Source organism: Varibaculum cambriense, assembly GCF_022133705.1.
GTDB lineage: Bacteria > Actinomycetota > Actinomycetes > Actinomycetales > Actinomycetaceae > Varibaculum > Varibaculum cambriense_A.
This window is the reverse complement of sequence record NZ_JAKNHJ010000008.1, coordinates 15,933-31,746: the sequence shown is the minus strand read 5'-3', so window position 1 is coordinate 31,746 and position 15,814 is coordinate 15,933. Positions and strand designations below refer to the sequence as shown.

General features: G+C 53.8%; 17 protein-coding genes and 1 tRNA gene. 11 read left to right on the top strand and 7 right to left on the bottom strand.

Annotated features, from left to right (window positions below; translation table 11 throughout):
* Positions 1 to 9 precede the first annotated feature (9 nt).
* The 4 genes from L0M99_RS05125 to L0M99_RS05110 form a co-directional block, all read right to left on the bottom strand.
* On the bottom strand, positions 10 to 210 hold the full coding sequence (locus tag L0M99_RS05125) for a DUF3073 domain-containing protein (protein WP_238127980.1): 201 nt from the start codon (positions 208 to 210) through the stop codon (positions 10 to 12).
* Positions 211 to 389: 179 nt separating this feature from the next.
* Positions 390 to 671 (bottom strand): DUF3618 domain-containing protein, encoded by a 282-nt coding sequence (locus tag L0M99_RS05120; protein WP_238127979.1) that lies wholly within the window; start codon positions 669 to 671, stop codon positions 390 to 392.
* Position 672: 1 nt separating this feature from the next.
* On the bottom strand, positions 673 to 1,347 hold the full coding sequence (locus tag L0M99_RS05115) for a phage holin family protein (RefSeq protein WP_238127978.1): 675 nt from the start codon (positions 1,345 to 1,347) through the stop codon (positions 673 to 675).
* A 142-nt stretch (positions 1,348 to 1,489) separates the two neighbouring features.
* A complete protein-coding gene (locus tag L0M99_RS05110) occupies positions 1,490 to 1,861 on the bottom strand; it encodes a sterol carrier family protein (RefSeq protein WP_238127977.1) in 372 nt (123 codons plus the stop codon).
* A gap of 92 nt (positions 1,862 to 1,953) precedes the next feature.
* Here L0M99_RS05110 and L0M99_RS05105 point away from each other — a divergent pair, with 92 nt between their 5' ends.
* Together L0M99_RS05105 and L0M99_RS05100 are read left to right on the top strand one after the other, a co-directional pair.
* Entirely contained in the window at positions 1,954 to 3,447 is a 1,494-nt protein-coding gene (locus tag L0M99_RS05105) for an MFS transporter (RefSeq protein WP_238127976.1), read from the top strand.
* Complete coding sequence (locus tag L0M99_RS05100; protein WP_238127975.1) at positions 3,440 to 3,799, top strand: hypothetical protein; 360 nt, start codon at positions 3,440 to 3,442, stop codon at positions 3,797 to 3,799. The genes L0M99_RS05105 and L0M99_RS05100 overlap by 8 nt, the downstream gene beginning before the upstream one ends.
* A gap of 10 nt (positions 3,800 to 3,809) precedes the next feature.
* On the opposite strand, the gene L0M99_RS05095 is transcribed toward L0M99_RS05100, so the two are convergent.
* From L0M99_RS05095 to L0M99_RS05085, 3 genes are read right to left on the bottom strand one after another with little or no spacing between them, the layout of a single operon-like run.
* The gene (locus L0M99_RS05095; RefSeq protein ID WP_238127974.1) at positions 3,810 to 4,280 is read right to left on the bottom strand and encodes a RidA family protein; all 471 of its coding nucleotides are present in this window, start codon (positions 4,278 to 4,280) and stop codon (positions 3,810 to 3,812) included.
* A 1-nt stretch (position 4,281) separates the two neighbouring features.
* On the bottom strand, positions 4,282 to 4,443 hold the full coding sequence (locus tag L0M99_RS05090; protein ID WP_022864469.1) for a DUF4177 domain-containing protein: 162 nt from the start codon (positions 4,441 to 4,443) through the stop codon (positions 4,282 to 4,284).
* A gap of 27 nt (positions 4,444 to 4,470) precedes the next feature.
* Positions 4,471 to 4,800: a WhiB family transcriptional regulator gene (locus L0M99_RS05085; RefSeq protein WP_024060005.1), complete on the bottom strand. Its 330-nt coding sequence runs from the start codon at positions 4,798 to 4,800 to the stop codon at positions 4,471 to 4,473.
* A 186-nt stretch (positions 4,801 to 4,986) separates the two neighbouring features.
* Between L0M99_RS05085 and L0M99_RS05080 the strand changes: the two genes are divergently transcribed.
* The 9 genes from L0M99_RS05080 (at position 4,987) to L0M99_RS05040 (ending at position 15,658) form a co-directional block, all read left to right on the top strand.
* Positions 4,987 to 7,194 (top strand): transglycosylase domain-containing protein, encoded by a 2,208-nt coding sequence (locus L0M99_RS05080; RefSeq protein ID WP_238127973.1) that lies wholly within the window; start codon positions 4,987 to 4,989, stop codon positions 7,192 to 7,194.
* Positions 7,195 to 7,197: 3 nt separating this feature from the next.
* The gene (locus L0M99_RS05075) at positions 7,198 to 8,331 is read left to right on the top strand and encodes a metallophosphoesterase (RefSeq protein ID WP_337954205.1); all 1,134 of its coding nucleotides are present in this window, start codon (positions 7,198 to 7,200) and stop codon (positions 8,329 to 8,331) included.
* Positions 8,332 to 8,522: 191 nt separating this feature from the next.
* Positions 8,523 to 9,038: a CarD family transcriptional regulator gene (locus L0M99_RS05070; RefSeq protein WP_238127972.1), complete on the top strand. Its 516-nt coding sequence runs from the start codon at positions 8,523 to 8,525 to the stop codon at positions 9,036 to 9,038.
* Between the two features lie 17 nt (positions 9,039 to 9,055).
* A complete protein-coding gene (locus L0M99_RS05065) occupies positions 9,056 to 9,829 on the top strand; it encodes an IspD/TarI family cytidylyltransferase (protein WP_238127971.1) in 774 nt (257 codons plus the stop codon).
* 12 nt (positions 9,830 to 9,841) lie between these two features.
* Positions 9,842 to 11,254, top strand: coding sequence for an MFS transporter (locus L0M99_RS05060; protein WP_238127970.1), 1,413 nt, complete (start codon positions 9,842 to 9,844; stop codon positions 11,252 to 11,254).
* Between the two features lie 119 nt (positions 11,255 to 11,373).
* Positions 11,374 to 12,375, top strand: a complete 1,002-nt coding sequence (gene dhaK / locus L0M99_RS05055) for a dihydroxyacetone kinase subunit DhaK (protein WP_238127969.1) — start codon at positions 11,374 to 11,376, stop codon at positions 12,373 to 12,375.
* Positions 12,376 to 12,377: 2 nt separating this feature from the next.
* Positions 12,378 to 12,989, top strand: coding sequence for a dihydroxyacetone kinase subunit DhaL (gene dhaL / locus L0M99_RS05050; protein WP_238127968.1), 612 nt, complete (start codon positions 12,378 to 12,380; stop codon positions 12,987 to 12,989).
* Positions 12,990 to 13,010: 21 nt separating this feature from the next.
* Positions 13,011 to 15,458: a dihydroxyacetone kinase phosphoryl donor subunit DhaM gene (gene dhaM, locus L0M99_RS05045; protein ID WP_238127967.1), complete on the top strand. Its 2,448-nt coding sequence runs from the start codon at positions 13,011 to 13,013 to the stop codon at positions 15,456 to 15,458.
* Between the two features lie 127 nt (positions 15,459 to 15,585).
* Positions 15,586 to 15,658: transfer RNA gene (locus L0M99_RS05040), tRNA-Thr, on the top strand.
* Positions 15,659 to 15,814 lie beyond the last annotated feature (156 nt).

Sequence of the window (15,814 nt, the reverse complement as noted above, 5' to 3'; positions counted from 1 at the left end):
GGCTCCAGGTTAGTTAAACCAATCGTCATCGGTCGCGGACGGAATATGCTTACGCCAATCCTCGTAATCATCGCCGTTATCATCTTCGGCTTGATCACGTTGTTTAGCCTGCAGCTCCCGCTGCAACGCTTCATAGTCCGTCTCGGGACTGTAGTACTTTAACTTACGCGCTACTTTTGTCTGTTTAGCCTTTTGACGGCCGCGCCCCATGGCGTGACCCCCTCCACAATAATCACGGATACGTTAAACGCACCCTAAAACTTCTAAAATGTTCTGTATAAAAAGATACCCCATTACGGGCGCCATGACCATTTGAGCCGCCAGGTGAGGTTAATGACACCAGGTGGGAATGGCAATAGTCTTACTGTGTAAATAGCTGGGCTTTGGAGTTACTTTAGTATCCGGCGCACCAGCAGCGCTCCTAAAGCCAAGGCTCCCCCAGCAGCTAATGCCACCTTTCCCAGAGCCTCTGGTTTGCCGGTACTGGCCTGCTGCACGGTATCTTGAGCTTTATCCGCTAAGGCACGCGCCTTCTTTTGGGCATCGGATTTTGCCCGCTCTACATTAGCTTTCGGTGAAAAATAATCGGAAAGTTCCTCTACGGTGCCACTTAAGTCTGCCCGGGCAGCCTCGAGATCTGCCTTAATCTGACTTTCGCTACGTGCTGTCATCTTATTCCAAGCCTTTCTTTACTGCTGCGATACCTTCTTTTATACCTTCTTGAGGGTCTGGTTTTTCAGACATTCCTTTTTGTAAAGAAGCCTTGCCTACCAGCGCTAAAATCAGCAGCAACACCAAGAGGATACCGGCAACAATCAGTTTCGCCGCCCATACCGGCACTACCAGCGCCAGAGCCTCTGCCGCTGCCCCAAACAGGAACCCCAACATATAGAGGGCGAGCACCCCAGCTACTACCAGGAGCGCAATTCCCAGCCCGGAACGCTTAGCCATATTTGCGGCCTTAACCTTAGCCAGTTCAATCTCACCCTTTACCAGTGCCTGCACCTGGTCAGATAGTTTCGAAACCAGATTTCCCAAATTAGGACGGGCAGATCCTGTTTTTTCCGCAGCCACAGCTGCCGGTTTGCTGGCACTTGCTTTATCGCTGGCATTTTCCCGCCCAGTTAGCTGCGGAGATACATAGCGCGGAGCAGCTTTGCTACCCGTATTTGCAGCACCACCAGCTGCTGCCTGGGGAGCAGTAGATCCCTGAGGCGTTCCTCCATTTTGCGGCGAGTGGTAACCGGGAGTTGCCGGAACTCCCGGAGTCGCTCGATGTTCCGGCGGAGTTCCAGGTGCCGAATGATAGCCGGGAGTAGGCGGTACCTGCCGCTGTGAATCTGACATTTTCAAATCGCTCCTATCCATAGCTGAGAGCTGTTCCTTGTAGTAACCATATTCTAAGCTATAGGCAGTTTCTATAGTTTCCCACAGTTTCCCCCTTAGCGAATCGGGATTCTGCAATCCGCAACTAACCGCGCTCTAGCCTCTAGCTACGAGGGCGCGGCGAGGAAAACACCGGCAAATAGGCAGTTAAATCTGAGCCCACGCCCGTAGCGTTGATTTTCTTCCCATTCACGGCGTTTTCCCAGGTTAAGATGCCGGTGGCGAGGGCGAGCCAAGTATCCGTATTCATTTCCACCACCGCTGGCGGGGTTCCACGCCGATGCACGGTTCCTGCGCCAATCTGCACTGCCCCAAAAGGCGGCACTCTCACTTCTACCGCCTGCCCCGGATGACGCTGAGCTAACACTTGCAAGCTGTAACGAACTGCGGTGCCAGTGTCTGCCCGACTGGCATTTCCCTTGCTCCAGACCGCTAATGCCGTCTGCCCATCCTCCGCAGATATTTTTCGCCCCAAATCGGCCTCCTAAGTTACTAACTCGCGGCACTTGCTGCACCCTGACTGGCTTTACTAACGCTTTTAACCCGCCACCCCTTAGGCTATAACCGATGCATAATCCTCAGCCAGACCGGCGCCAACGCTACCGCGCGCTTTACACCTTGCTTTCGGCGGCAGCCTTGACCTTGCTGGCAGTGTCGATGCTCAATGTATCCATCCCCTCCATGACCAAAGCACTGGGACTAAGCAGCAGCGATGTGCAATGGATAATGGCGGGCTACACCCTGATTTTTGGGATTGCCCTAATTCCGGCAGGCAGAATGGGAGACACGTGGGGGCACCGCCGCCTGTTTGTAATCGGGGTAGCAGTGTTCGCCCTTTCTTCTTTAGGCGCAGGTCTAGCTACCACCCCGCTAATTCTAATTTTGATGCGCCTACTGGCCGGAATCGGTGCCGCCATTATCAGTCCCCAAGTATTAGGGCTGATCCAGATTCTTTTTCATGGGGAAGAACGCACCCGCGCCTACGGATCCTTCGGAATGATTATCGGGATTGCCACCGCCATCGGCCCCACGATGGGAGGAGTACTAATCGCGCTGCTAGGTACCGATCTCGGGTGGCGAGCCGCGTTCTTAATCAATATCCCCATCTGCCTAGTAATTGTTTTTGTCACCTACCGCACTATTAGTCCTGACCCCGCCCGCACAGATAGCGACACTCGCCTTGATTTGCCGGGAATCTTCTTGCTGGCGGCAGCCTTTTTGGCGGTAATGTATCCCTTTATTGATGCCACTATGCCTGGTGGAGGACTTGGAAATTGGCGCTGGCTGTTGCTGCCGGGTGGAGCCCTAGGTTTCCTAGGATTTTGGGCACTGGAGAACTTCCGCGAAAGACGCCAGATCCCGGTAATCATGCCCCGCTCTCTGCTCCTAGATCCTTCCTATATGGTGGGTACGATAGTACTGACTGTATTTTGCGCAGGCTGGACAGCACTATTTATTATTTACACCCTCTACCTGCAACAAGGATTAGGAATCAGCCCCCTGGTAGCTGGACTTTTACAGATCCCCTTAGCGCTAGGCTCCGCGATTGCTTCCGCTAGGTCTTCCCGCCTGACCCTAAAGTGGGGTCGCGGGATTTTAGTGATCGCCTGCGCCCTCGTTATCGTCTCGTTGAGTGTTACCGCGCTAATAACCCGGATTGCTTCCCCCGGAAGCATCCCCTACCTGTTAATAGTCTCCATGTTCTGTTCAGGTTTAGGATCGGGAATTTTCTTTTCTCCCGCGCAAGCACTCTCGCTGCTTTCGATACCACCGGGCAGAGCTGGTGCGGCCGGGGGAATTTCCCAAACTGCCCAACGGGTAGGAGGAGCTATTGGGTTGGCCGGCGCTACTTTAGCTTTTTACCTGCGGCTGGGTGACATCAATGCCCCTGCCGGCAGTGAACCTGCTCGAGCCGCCTACACCGAGGCATTTAGCTACGGAATGGCCACGGTCGTAGCTTTCATCATCATAGCTTTCCTATTTGCACTGACTGATGCCCTGAAACGCCGGGAAAATCCGTTAAAGTTTGAAGTGAATTCGCCAAAGAAAGAGAATGAATAAAATGATGGCTTTGGTAATTGGCATCTGCTACCTCCTGCTCGCAGCCTACCTGGGGGTGGGACTGATTCTTTTTCATCGTCGCCACCTGCCCCGCGCCTCCCGCTGGGGGATCGTCAATGCCGCCACCATCGCCAGCGATAATGCCTGGATCCAGGCTCACCGGGCGGCAGCTCCCCTACTGGGGGCTACCGCGGTACTTTGCGTGATTAACGGGTTCGCTATCGCTGCCCTCACCGGAGAACATAAGCTGTCTGTGCAGCTTATTTGCAGCTTAGGTACCGTGATCTTTACCGGTATCGTTTACTGGTCGGCGCGCCGGATCGCCACCGTACACGCCAAGAAAGCTAGCTAAAACCTAGCTTTTAAGAACGAGCCAGAAACTCTACCTCTACCTCGCAAGGGGCTCCTAGAGGGAGGGCGGCCACCCCAACTGCGGAGCGAATATGGGGTTGGTCAAAAAGCTTCCCGAAAGTATCGGAGGCACCGTTGGCCACACTCGCCTGACCGGTAAAAGTAGGAGCAGAAGCGACAAAAACGGTCACTTTAAGTACCCGTTCTAGCTGGTCTACTCCACCGGCAACCTCCGCGCCAGCTGCCAGGGCATTAAGGGCGCAAACCTGAGCTGCCCGATAAGCATCTTGAGGACTAACTTCTGCCCCCACCAAGCCAGTTGCCACCAGTTCTCCGTCCACTACCGGAATCTGCCCGGAGGTGCGCACCAGTATTCCGCCCTCGCCCGCAAGGGCAATTGCGGGGGTATAGGCCGCAACCGGAGTCGCTACTGGGGGCAATAGCATTCCAGCCTCGGTTAAACGGTGAGAAACATTCGACATTTTATTCACCGCGAGGACGCTTTAGATAGGCGACTGGGTTTTCCCAACCGTTGGGACCGGCAATTACACTAACCAGTTCCCAGCCATCTTCTCCCCAGTTATCAAGAATCGCTTTCGTATTGTGCGACAGTAACGGAATCGTCGCGTATTCCCATTTAGTCATAGGTCAAGTCTAATGGCAGCCAGGCGCTTAACGCACCCGCGCTAAAACATTGGGGGTGGTTGGTTGGCGGAGCTCGGCAGCCAGTTCGTCATGAGACTCGTTCAGCCATTGCCACCAGTCGGTTACGTCCTCGTAGTGACGCAGCATCGCGCGGCGCTCCCTTTCAGTGAGGCCGCCCCACACCCCGTAGTTAGCTTCTGATTGTAAGGCATCGGCTAGGCATTCAAGACGTACTGGACACGCGAAACAGCGAGTGCGAACTTGTCTTTGCGCCGCTCCTTGTACAAATAGAGCATCCGGTTCCTGACCAGCACACAGAGCCCGTGCAGCCCATGTCTCATCCTGGCTAAAACTCATTATTCACTCCTTGAGCTCTCGCGGCGACATTGCCTATATATGTGACCGTACCTACATTTTGCTAAAAACACAAAACGAAAACCAGAGAAAAATTTTACCTAAAATAATAGATAGTTATTGCCCACAATCTGCTTCCAACTGCCGGCGAAGGTGCCCAATAGGCCGGAAGCCAAGTAGGCTAGGAATATGCATAAAGGCACCGCTCGTTATCTGCCCCGTCAGCAGCTTCGTCGCACCCTAGCGGCACTGGCGGCTTTAATCGCACTGGCTGCAGTGCTCCTAGCCGGTCTATCCCTGCCTGTCGTGGGAGTAACGGGGCTAGCGGCTCGCGCCGGAATGAGCGCCCTCACCGAAATACCCAGCGAATTCAAACCCACTCAGCCTTCTCAGCAATCGGTAATTTACTCGCGCGACGGTAAGGCAATCGCCCGTTTCTATGCCGAGAACCGTATCGTGGTCAAGCTCAAAGACATGTCCCCCTGGGTTCAAAAAGGAACCATGGCTATCGAGGATCACCGTTTTTATCAGCATCGCGGGGTAGACCTTGAGGGTATTGCCCGCGCTATCGCTAACAATTTAGCTGGTAGGGATACCCAGGGGGCTTCCACCCTGACTCAACAATTGGTAAAGAATACCTTGATTGACAAGGGTCTGCGCGCCGGTGATATGAACGAGGTTCGCAAAGCCCGCGAACAGAGCATCTCCCGTAAACTGCGGGAAGCCAAGGACGCCCTCGCTATCGAAAAAAAGCTATCTAAAGACCAAATCTTAGAGGGGTACTTAAATATCGCCCCCTATGGAACTTCGGTTTACGGGGTAGAATCGGCCAGCCGATACTATTTTTCGAAAAGCGCGAAAGACCTGACGCTTAGCGAAGGTGCCCTGCTATCGGGCATTACCCAGTCCCCCGCAAAATACGATCCCACTGTCCACCCAGATTATAGCCAAAATCGTCGTGACCAGGTTTTAAAGGCGATGCTGCGCGAACAAATGATCTCCTACGATCAATATAAAGAGGCTAAAGCGGTACCGGTTCCTGAATTATTGAAGGTTTCTCCTGGTCAACAGGGATGTGCAGCCGCGGGGAAGGCCTCCTTCTTTTGCGCTTATGCAGTCAACGAAATTTACAATAATCCTGCTTTCGGCAAGTCCCTTAATGACCGGCGACGCCTGTTGCTACGCGGCGGCCTGAAAATCTACACCACTATGGATTCCAATATGCAAAATGCGGCAACCGATACCGCTTTTAACCGAATCCCTGAGGCCGATGGTTCCGGACTGTCCATCGCGATTACTTCTATCGAACCGGGAACGGGAAAAATTCGAGCTATCGCCCAAAACACTCCTTACGGTAATCCCGCGAAGGAGCATCCGCGGGCAACCCAGAGCTCATTCGGGGTGGATAAGGCGCACGGTGGGGGCGCGGGCTTCCAGCCAGGCTCATCATATAAGCCGGTAACCTTGGCTACCTGGTTTGATAATGGTTACTCGGCCTATTCGGTTGTGGGAGGGCGCACCGATTATTCTCCGCGCGATTGGAAAGTATCTGGCAATTGTCCGGTACATGCTGGTCCCTGGCCGCTAAAGAACGCTACCGGAGGTAATTACTATGCCACTTCGGTTTTAGAAGGTACCCAAAAATCTTTAAACACCACCTATGCCGGGATGGCTACCAACCTCGATCTTTGTGATATCTACAAGATGGGCGAGAATCTAGGTGCAGTCAGCGGTGATCCTGATCTAAAACAGGATTTAGGTCCATCCTTTATTATTGGCGCCGGTTCCGTGACCCCCCTAAACATGGCAAACGCGTTTGGCACTATTGCTTCAGGAGGTACGCTCTGCTCCCCGGTTGCCCTGGAAAAAGTGGTGGATGCCGACGGTAAATCTTTCAAAGTTCCTTCGGGAAACTGTAAACGTACCGTTGAAGAAAGCGTGGCTAATAAAACTGCTCAGGTGCTGGTATCTACCGCTAATAGTTATGGAGGCCGGGTCAATATTGGCCGCCAAGTAATGGCAAAAACCGGTACCACTACCGGCCCGAAAGCTGCCTGGACCGTGGGGGCAACCCCGAATCTGGCGACCGCGGTTTGGGTCGGCTACTCCCAGGGAGGGCCACGCAACCTGACCAGAATAAGAATTAACGGTGCTTACTATGGGATCGTTTGGGGTAACACTGTTCCCGCCATGGCATTTAAGGAATACATGTCAGCAGCAGTACAAAACCTGCCCGCCACGAGTTTCCCGGCCGCCAATATTGGAGAGGGTAAAACCATTTCCCAAGGCCGAGCGCGACCTAAGCGCACCCAACCCAGCGAAGAGCCCTCGCCCTCGCAATCGCCTACTGCTACCACCACCCAGATCACTCAAACTTTTTATTATGAGGAAGATTAGCTTTTGAGGCGCCACCACACCCGGTTATCTTTAGCTGCAGGCGCGATAGCGTACCCATTTTTTGAGGCTCGATCACCGCGCCTGCGCCGCTACCAGTTAAGGACGAACCCAGGGCAGGTAGCGTCCCTAGTCTTGGAAGATTCTGCCCCTAACTGTGCTATCCGCATAGATAGACACGAGGAAAACCGAAGAGCAGCTAGCAATTCGCCTAATATTTCATCAGCCAGTTTGCGCTGGCAGCTGCGGATATTACACCTATCAGACCTACATCTTTGGTCGGGAACTAACTGGCTTGCCGATTGGGTGGCCTCACTGGCGGAATTTCAGGATATAGATTTTGTGGCGCTAACCGGAGACAATTTTGCGGATGCTTCCGGATTAAGGATGCTCTCCCGCGCCCTCAACCCTTTGCTAAAGCTACCGGGCGCGTTTGTATTTGGTTCCAACGATTACTATTCAGGCATCCCCAAAGTGCCCTTGCACTATTTTTTCCCGAACAAGAAACCCAAGTTACGTACCGTTCCCGACCTGCCAACCGAAGATTTTCGCGACTTCTTAACTGCTAGAGGCTGGAGCGATCTTAATAATCGGGTAGCTACCTGCACTCTTACTTCCCCTGCCCGGCAAGGACACAGCGCAAAAAAACTAACCGTGGCGCTGACGGGTACCGACGATCCCCATATTGGACGTGACCAGGCGGTGCAGGTCCCGGATACCTGGGGGAAAGCAGATTTGCGGCTCGCCCTCACCCACGCCCCCTATGCGCGCGTCCTCGACCAATATGTAGCTTGCCGAGCCGACCTGGTGCTGGCCGGACATACCCATGGAGGTCAGGTGTGTCTACCGGGATTTGGGGCTCTAGTAAACAATACGGATCTGCCGCTAAGTTACTCGGGCGGGATGCATTTATGGCATATAGGCACGGTAGCTAATCCGGCTCCTCGGGTACACAAGGGGATAACCTACCCCCTCCCAAACCTCAACAAGCTTTCCAGGCAGGCCGGAATCTCTGATTGGAGGCCGGGCGGGAAAACCTGGGTACATATTTCGCGAGGACTAGGCACCTCCAAATTCACACCGGTGCGTCTTGCTTGCCCACCCGAGGCGGCAATCATTAGCATTACTGGCTGCGCCTAAAGAAAAAGCCAGCTCACGGCGGAATACTAGAAAAGCGGGTCAGGTTTTGGTTTTGCATCCTCCTAGCTTGCAAAAACAGCGGAAAAGAAGCATCTCCTTAAAATATGTGACCTACACGCCCTCTTTAGCAGGTAAAGCCGATTTACGGTAGAATAGGATCCGGAAAAATTGTATTTGGGAGCCTATAAGTTATGACATTTGAAATCGGCCAGACCGTTGTTTATCCCCACCATGGCGCGGCGGTGATCGAAAATATCACTACTCGTAAACTCAAGGGAGAAGACACCACCTACCTAATGCTGCGGGTTACCAATGGCGATATGACTATCCAAGTGCCGGCGGCAAATGTGGATATGGTTGGGGTTCGCGACGTGGTCGATGAAGAAGGCCTAAAAGAAGTCCTCGCGGTGCTGCAAGAGGCCCATATTGAAGAACCCTCTAACTGGTCACGTCGCTATAAGGCTAATGGCGAAAAAATAGCCACCGGAGACATCTTAAAAGTTTCCGAAGTGGTACGGGATTTAACCTTCCGCGATAACGAACGCGGACTGTCGGCCGGTGAAAAACGGATGCTGGCTAAAGCGCGGGCAATTCTAATTTCTGAACTTGCTTTAGCGAAAAACGAAGACGAAGAGGCGGCCTCGGATCGTCTCGATAAAATCATGGAAGAAGCCCAGGTAGAATACAACCGGGTTAACGATAAATAGAGGTAAAAGGACTGGTTATGGGGCGCAGCGTTTACTGCGTCGTGACTGCCGCTGGTTCCGGATCTCGTCTCGGCAATCCCGGACCAAAAGCGCTAGTAAAATTGGCTGGTCACACTTTATTGCATCATGCCCTGCGCTCCCTAGAACCGTTGGATGACTTGGCCGGGGTAGTAATTACAGCTCCCGGCGATCACCTAGATGCTTTCACCGCGATTGCCCGTACCGCCTCCCTGTCCTACCCTTGGAAAGTTGTAGCCGGAGGCACAAACCGGCAAATCTCCGTCTACCAGGGTCTGCAAGGGCTATTAACTTTCGAAACTGGCGAGGGGATAGTCCCCGCCAAAGACCCGGAAGCTATCGTCCTGATTCATGATGCGGCTCGGGCACTCACTCCTCGCGCGCAGTTTCAACGCGTTTGTTCAGCGGTCGCCTCTGGCTGCCCGGCGGTAGTACCCGCCACCGCTTTGGTTGACACCGTACGGGAAATCGCCGGTGAATCATTTTGCCGGGCGGGGGTAGAGATTACTCCCTCAGGAGCTACCCCCGATCGTTCACGACTGCGCTGCGTACAAACCCCCCAAGGTTTTGCCGGGGATGTGATTTTTGCGGCTCACGAACAGGCGCGAAAGGAAAGCATTTCCGAGGACGGGGCTCTAGATGATGCTCTACTTGCAGCTAAACTCGGTTACCAGCAATACTTTGTGGCAGGATCAATGCGAGCTTTGAAAATCACGTACCCCTTGGATCTAAAACTAGCCACCTGGCTGGTGGAGAATCCCGAGCAAGAATAAGGGCAGGAACTTATGGCTGAAACCAGTGATCAACAGCAACATCTGGCAGGCGAGAACCATGACCGCACCAAAGGTAAAATTTTAGCCTGGTCGTTGTGGGATTGGGGCTCTGCGGCCTTCAACGCGGTGGCCACCACCTTTGTTTTCACCGTGTACCTAACTACCGAAGATTTATTTGCCCCCGGCAATCGGGCTACTACTGATTTGTCGATTGGGCTAGCTTTCGCCGGATTGGTGATCGCTCTGGTGGCACCGGTTTCCGGGCAGCGTGCTGACCATAAGGGGCGCGGCACCCGGATGTTGGCACTGTTTTCTACCCTAGTAACCATCTGCATGGCGCTAATGTTCGCGGTCTACCCCACTTCTCCCCTCGGAAAAACCGGGGCGCTGTGGCTAGGGGTGGGGCTGCTATCTTTTGGAAATATCTTTTTCGAGTTCGCCTCCGTGAACTATAATGCCATGTTGTCGCGGGTTTCCACGAAAGAAAACATGGGAAAAGTATCCGGTATCGGTTGGGGTATGGGATATCTGGGCGGCATTATTTTACTGGGGGTGCTCTATGTTGGTTTCATCTCCCCCGAAGTGGGCTGGTTCGGGGTAACCGGTGAAAAATTCCTAAATATCCGGATCGCCATGGTGTTCGCTACCATCTGGTTTGCGGTGTTTACGATTCCGGTGATTGTGGCGCTTCCAGGACGGCGGCGAGGAGCGGATGGAAAACTCCATCCCGTGACTATGGCAGGGGTAGATTCGCAAGACCAAGAACCTATTGGGGGTTTGGCAGGAGTTAAAGCCGCCTATATCGAGCTGTGGGAAACCATTAAACGTCTAGCAAAAACCGCCCCCGAAATTTTGCGTTTCCTAATTGCCTCCGCAATTTTCCGAGACGGCCTCGCCGGGGTATTCACCTACGGAGCTATCCTGGCCTCTACCGTTTTCGGTCTAGACGGCGGGCAAGTAATGATTTTCGCGATTGTCGCTAACGTGGTGGCGGGAATCGCCACTATCGCCTGCGGGGTCGCTGATGACTTTTTTGGTCCGAAAAAAGTAATGGTTTTTTCTCTTGTCTGTATGACCTGCTTGGGGCTGACCCTCTTTTTTGCCCACAACGGTGGCGCCAAGATCTTCTGGTCTTTTGGGTTGTTGCTGTGTATTTTCGTCGGTCCCGTCCAGTCAGCCTCACGTTCCTTCCTGGCGCGGATTATTCCTAAGGGGCGCGAAGGAGAACTTTTTGGGCTTTACGCCACCACTGGAAGGGCAGTTTCTTTCATGTCTCCCACTTTGTTTGCCCTGTTTGTGTGGATTGGAAAACTTTTCGTGCCGGCAGGGGCTAGCTCCCAGCATTTCGGAGTCTTAGGGATCACCCTGCTGCTGGGAACCGGGCTCGCATTGCTGATACCCCTTAAAGCTCCGGAGCATCGTTAATTTTTTCCTCCTTTCATTTTTCTTATTCTCAAAGCGCGGTAACGGGCGTAAGTAACTAGCTTCTAGCGTTGCTTTAAAAAACGGTAGCGCCCGGAAGTGGTACGTGACACAATGAGGGCATGAAAAAAATAATTAATTCTGCGGACAATGTAGTCGCAGATTCGTTAAAAGGTTTAGAACTAGCTCACTTGGATACCCTGCGTATCGATCATGAAAACAAAGTAGTTTACACTCGCCGCGGCGCCGTTAAAGGCAAAGTAGGTTTGATTTCGGGCGGAGGCAGCGGACATGAGCCGCTGCATTCCGGTTTCGTAGGCCCCGGTATGCTGGATGCCGCCTGCTGCGGAGAGGTCTTTACTTCCCCAGTACCTGACCAGATGATGGCCGCCACCAGTGAAGTAGATGGGGGTGCCGGTGTCCTCCATATCGTCAAAAACTATACCGGCGATGTGATGAATTTCGAGATGGCCGCAGAGATGGCAAACGCCGAAACCGGGGTGGATGTGCGTTCGGTAGTGGTCAACGATGACGTAGCGGTGCAAGACTCGCTCTATACTGCGGGGCGCCGCGGGGTGGGTGCCACCGTTTTCGTAGAAAAACTGGCTGGAGCCGCTGCGGAAGCTAAAGCCAGTTTGGACGAGGTAGAACGCATCGCCAAAGAAGTAAATGAACGTTCCCGCTCCTACGGGATTGCCCTCACTTCTTGTACGGTTCCCTCTGCTGGTAAACCCACTTTCGACCTCGGAGAGGACGAGATTGAGGTAGGTATCGGTATTCACGGGGAGCCCGGACGTGAACGCCGCCCCTTAGTTACTGCCGATGAGCTTGCTGCGGAACTGGTGGAACCGATTTTGGCAGACCTAGATTTTAGTGGGGAACCGGTATTTGCGATGCTCAACGGCATGGGTGCCACCCCGATGATTGAGCTCTACCTAGCATACGGCGAGGTAGCCCGGATACTAGAAGCTAAAGGGATTAAAGTAGCTCGTTGCCTGGTAGGTAACTACATTACTTCCCTAGATATGGCGGGCTGTTCCCTGACTCTAACCCAGGGCAGCGACGAGCTCCTCAAACTCTGGGATGCTCCCGTGAACACTACCGGTTTGCGTTGGGGGTGCTAATAGTGGCAGAAACCCAAGACTTTTTCGCCTGGCTCACCGCCTACAAAGAGTTAATCGTCGAGAACGCCGACTACCTGACTGATCTCGATAGACGCATTGGGGATGCCGATCATGGTGCCAATATGGCGCGCGGCATGACCGCAGTGGCAGAGCTCGATCCCACCAGTTTCGCTGATGCCGGCGCCCTGCTAAAGAAAGCCGGCATGACCCTGGTTTCTAAAGTGGGGGGCGCTTCTGGGCCGCTGTACGGCACTTTCTTCATGCGCATGGGGGCAGCGCTAACCCCTGATGCGGATACTGCCGCTATTGGGAAGGCGTTGCGAGCCGGTGCCGATGGGGTAAAGGCACGGGGTAAAGCCAACCTGGGTGATAAAACCATGCTTGACTGTCTGTATCCGGCTCTGGATGCTTTTGACGAGGCCGCCGCCGGAGGACTGCAGGCCGCACTGCAGGCCGCCAGCGAACGCGCTGATAAGGCTGCCAGTGAAACCGAACCGATGATCGCAAAGAAAGGTCGCGCCTCTTATCTAGGGGAACGCTCTCAGGGGACTCAAGATCCCGGCGCGACTTCCTCTGCTTTACTGTTCAAAGCTGCCGCGGCGGCTTTGGCATAGCACCGGTTATAAGGAGTGGGCATGATCTCCCTGGTAGTGGTGTCTCATTCACTGCCCTTAGCTACTGCCGCTAAAGAGCTCGCGATGCAGATGACCGTCGCCGGCAGCGCCCCCAAAGTGTTGGTGGCAGCGGGAATTAGCGATGGCGAGCAGGTAGAGTTAGGTACCGATGCTCAGCAAATCAGTGAAGCTATTACAGCTGCTGATAACCCCGATGGGGTGCTGATTTTGGTAGATTTGGGCTCCGCGCTGCTCAGTTCGCAAATGGCATTGGAGTTCCTTGACCCTGAACTGGCTGATCGTTGCCTAATATCTTCCGGCCCTCTGGTGGAAGGACTGGTTGCGGCGGTAGTTAGTGCCGCCGGGGGCGCTAGCTTGCAAGAGGTAGCCAGTCAGGCAAAAGCAGCCTTGGCGGGCAAGATCGACCAGCTCAGTGACACCGAGGAGCCTCTCCCCGAGGGTGAGGGAGAGTTTACCGACAATGCTGCCGAGGCGGCCTCGGGAGAGGAATCATTTTCCGCCCCCGAGGCCGCGACCTTGGCTTTAGAAATTATTGATCCGCACGGGATGCATGCCCGTCCCGCCGCTGCCCTTGCCAGTGCTATTGGAGCGAGAGAAATTCCGGTTTTTGCTCGCAAAGCCGGGACTTTCCGCATAGTAAACGCCGCTTCCCTCACCCAGGTGAGTTCTTTAGGAATTGGCAAAGGTGAGACTTTAGAGCTAGGTACTCTAGATCCGCAGGCAACAGAGGTTTTTGCTGCTATCCGGCAAGCCTTGACTCAAACTGATCCTCCTGCGATTGCAGGCGGATCCGAGAAGAAAGCGGACAGTTCGGTTAACGCGATTGCCGTTCAACTTGCTAAGGAAGTTCCTACTCCTACCGACCCGGCGCGTAACGGCGACCAGATTGTTATCGGATACGCGCTGGTGCTGGAGGGACACGAGGACGCCGAGTTTTATCGGGTCAGCCCCAATGAGGGGCAGGCGTTAGAAGAAGCCCGCAAAGCCGTTAGAGCCTACCTGAGGTCTTTGGGTTCGGATTCGATTATAAAAATGCAGATCGCGTTGGTGGATGATCCCGAACTGCGAGCTGAAATCGCCGATGAAATTGCGGGGGGCACCAATGCTTTTGCCGCAGTAGACAATGCCTATAGTGCTGCTGCTGCCAAGATGGAAAAGCTGGATGATCCTTATTTGGCGGAGCGGGCTACCGATTTACTTGCGGTATCTCGCCTGTTAAAAAAGGCGTTGATCGGTGGCGAGCTCGATAATCTAGAGGAACTGATTAAGAAGCATTCCACTCCGGCAGTGTTGGTAGTTGAAGAACTTGATGCCCCGCTAGCCGCCAGTTTGCCTCCAGAAATAGAAGGGGTAGTTACCCGCAGTGGCGGCACTACCGGTCATGGTGCGATTGTGGCAGCCTCGCGGGGAATCCCCGTTTATGCCGGTCTGAAATGGGGGGTTCATGACGGGGACACTATTGTTTTCGATCCACGCACAAAACATTTAGAAGTTAACCCCAAGGCTAGGGTCTTTGCTCATTGGATTGAACTAGCCCGCGAGCGAGTTGCTACCGCCACCAATGCTTTAGAGCAGTTAGAGAACCCGGCGATTACCGCCAATGGTAAACAGATCCCTATCCAGGTGAATGTTTCCGGGCCTACCGGCGCAGTTAAAGGTGCCGAAGGCTGCGGTCTGGTGCGAACCGAAACCCTATTTGCGGGCTACCAGGGGGCTCCATCCCGTCTGCAGCAGGCAGAAGTGTACGCCGAGCTAGCGCGTAACCTGGGGCAAACCACGATTCGCCTGTGGGATATTGGAGCAGATAAGCCCTTGCCTTTTGCCAAGCAGCCTCCGGAAAATAATCCTTTCTTAGGGGTTAGAGGGGTTCGCTTACTACGTAAGTTCCCGCATCTGTTACGCGACCAATTGGGGGCAGTTCTCGACGCTAACCAAACTTTAGAATCCGAAGGTCTAGGTAAACTTTTGCGAGTGATGATTCCTATGGTCAATCACGTGCATCAAGTGGATTGGGTACGTTCCCTCCTAGAAGAGATCACCGCCGATACTTACGGGATCGAAGAAGCGGCGCGGCCAGCCCAAATACCTTTGCCTCTGGGAATTATGGTGGAAACTCCCTCTGCTGCTTTGCGCATGGAAGAGTTTTGTGGGGCCGTGGATTTTATCTCCATAGGCACCAATGATCTGTGTCAATATGTTGCCGCCGCGGATCGGGGAAACTCTCAGGTAGCCGACCTAGCCGATGAAGTGCGGGAAACAGTGGTGGAAATGGTTCGCCAGATCGCTCAAGTCTGCCATGACGCCGCCGCTCCCATTGAAGTTTGCGTATGCGGGGATATGGCTTCTGATCCGGCTTGGGCAGGCAAGTTAGTTGCGGCCGGAGTGGATTCGCTATCGGTGCGCGCCGGAATGATCTCCATGATTAAACAAACCATCCGCCAGCTGTAACCTCATATTTCCATCTCCCGGCTGTGCCACCGGCTATAGCGTGGCGAAAATAACCGTTCTACCTGGTCGAAAAGTTTGGAAAGCGGGGCGAAGGCTAGATAGACTGACACGGTGCCTAAGGCATTTTGCCGCTATAGCTCAGTTGGTAGAGCAACGCTCTCGTAAAGCGTAGGTCATCGGTTCAAGTCCGATTAGCGGCTCTGCTAGTTTCCTTAGCTAATTCTGTTTTCCCGCCCTCTTACCGGGATTCTTTCAAAGCCCACACTCGCTGAAGGTGCTGCCAGTTTGCTTTTCGCCCTGGAAAAAAACACTTACTAGCTGATTATCAAATAGTTAGGATAGGGCGCAGGAGGTAG

Excerpts from the sequence above, each read along its gene's own strand:
- L0M99_RS05060 (WP_238127970.1), top strand. The coding sequence starts at position 9,842 with ATGGCTGAAACCAGTGATCAACAGCAACATCTGGCAGGCGAGAACCAT.
- dhaK (WP_238127969.1), top strand. The coding sequence starts at position 11,374 with ATGAAAAAAATAATTAATTCTGCGGACAATGTAGTCGCAGATTCGTTA.
- L0M99_RS05105 (WP_238127976.1), top strand. The coding sequence starts at position 1,954 with ATGCATAATCCTCAGCCAGACCGGCGCCAACGCTACCGCGCGCTTTAC.
- L0M99_RS05070 (WP_238127972.1), top strand. The coding sequence starts at position 8,523 with ATGACATTTGAAATCGGCCAGACCGTTGTTTATCCCCACCATGGCGCG.
- dhaM (WP_238127967.1), top strand. The coding sequence starts at position 13,011 with ATGATCTCCCTGGTAGTGGTGTCTCATTCACTGCCCTTAGCTACTGCC.
- L0M99_RS05125 (WP_238127980.1), bottom strand. The coding sequence starts at position 210 with ATGGGGCGCGGCCGTCAAAAGGCTAAACAGACAAAAGTAGCGCGTAAG.
- L0M99_RS05080 (WP_238127973.1), top strand. The coding sequence starts at position 4,987 with ATGCATAAAGGCACCGCTCGTTATCTGCCCCGTCAGCAGCTTCGTCGC.
- L0M99_RS05100 (WP_238127975.1), top strand. The coding sequence starts at position 3,440 with ATGAATAAAATGATGGCTTTGGTAATTGGCATCTGCTACCTCCTGCTC.
- L0M99_RS05065 (WP_238127971.1), top strand. The coding sequence starts at position 9,056 with ATGGGGCGCAGCGTTTACTGCGTCGTGACTGCCGCTGGTTCCGGATCT.
- L0M99_RS05095 (WP_238127974.1), bottom strand. The coding sequence starts at position 4,280 with ATGTCGAATGTTTCTCACCGTTTAACCGAGGCTGGAATGCTATTGCCC.
- L0M99_RS05090 (WP_022864469.1), bottom strand. The coding sequence starts at position 4,443 with ATGACTAAATGGGAATACGCGACGATTCCGTTACTGTCGCACAATACG.
- L0M99_RS05115 (WP_238127978.1), bottom strand. The coding sequence starts at position 1,347 with ATGTCAGATTCACAGCGGCAGGTACCGCCTACTCCCGGCTATCATTCG.
- L0M99_RS05085 (WP_024060005.1), bottom strand. The coding sequence starts at position 4,800 with ATGAGTTTTAGCCAGGATGAGACATGGGCTGCACGGGCTCTGTGTGCT.
- L0M99_RS05120 (WP_238127979.1), bottom strand. The coding sequence starts at position 671 with ATGACAGCACGTAGCGAAAGTCAGATTAAGGCAGATCTCGAGGCTGCC.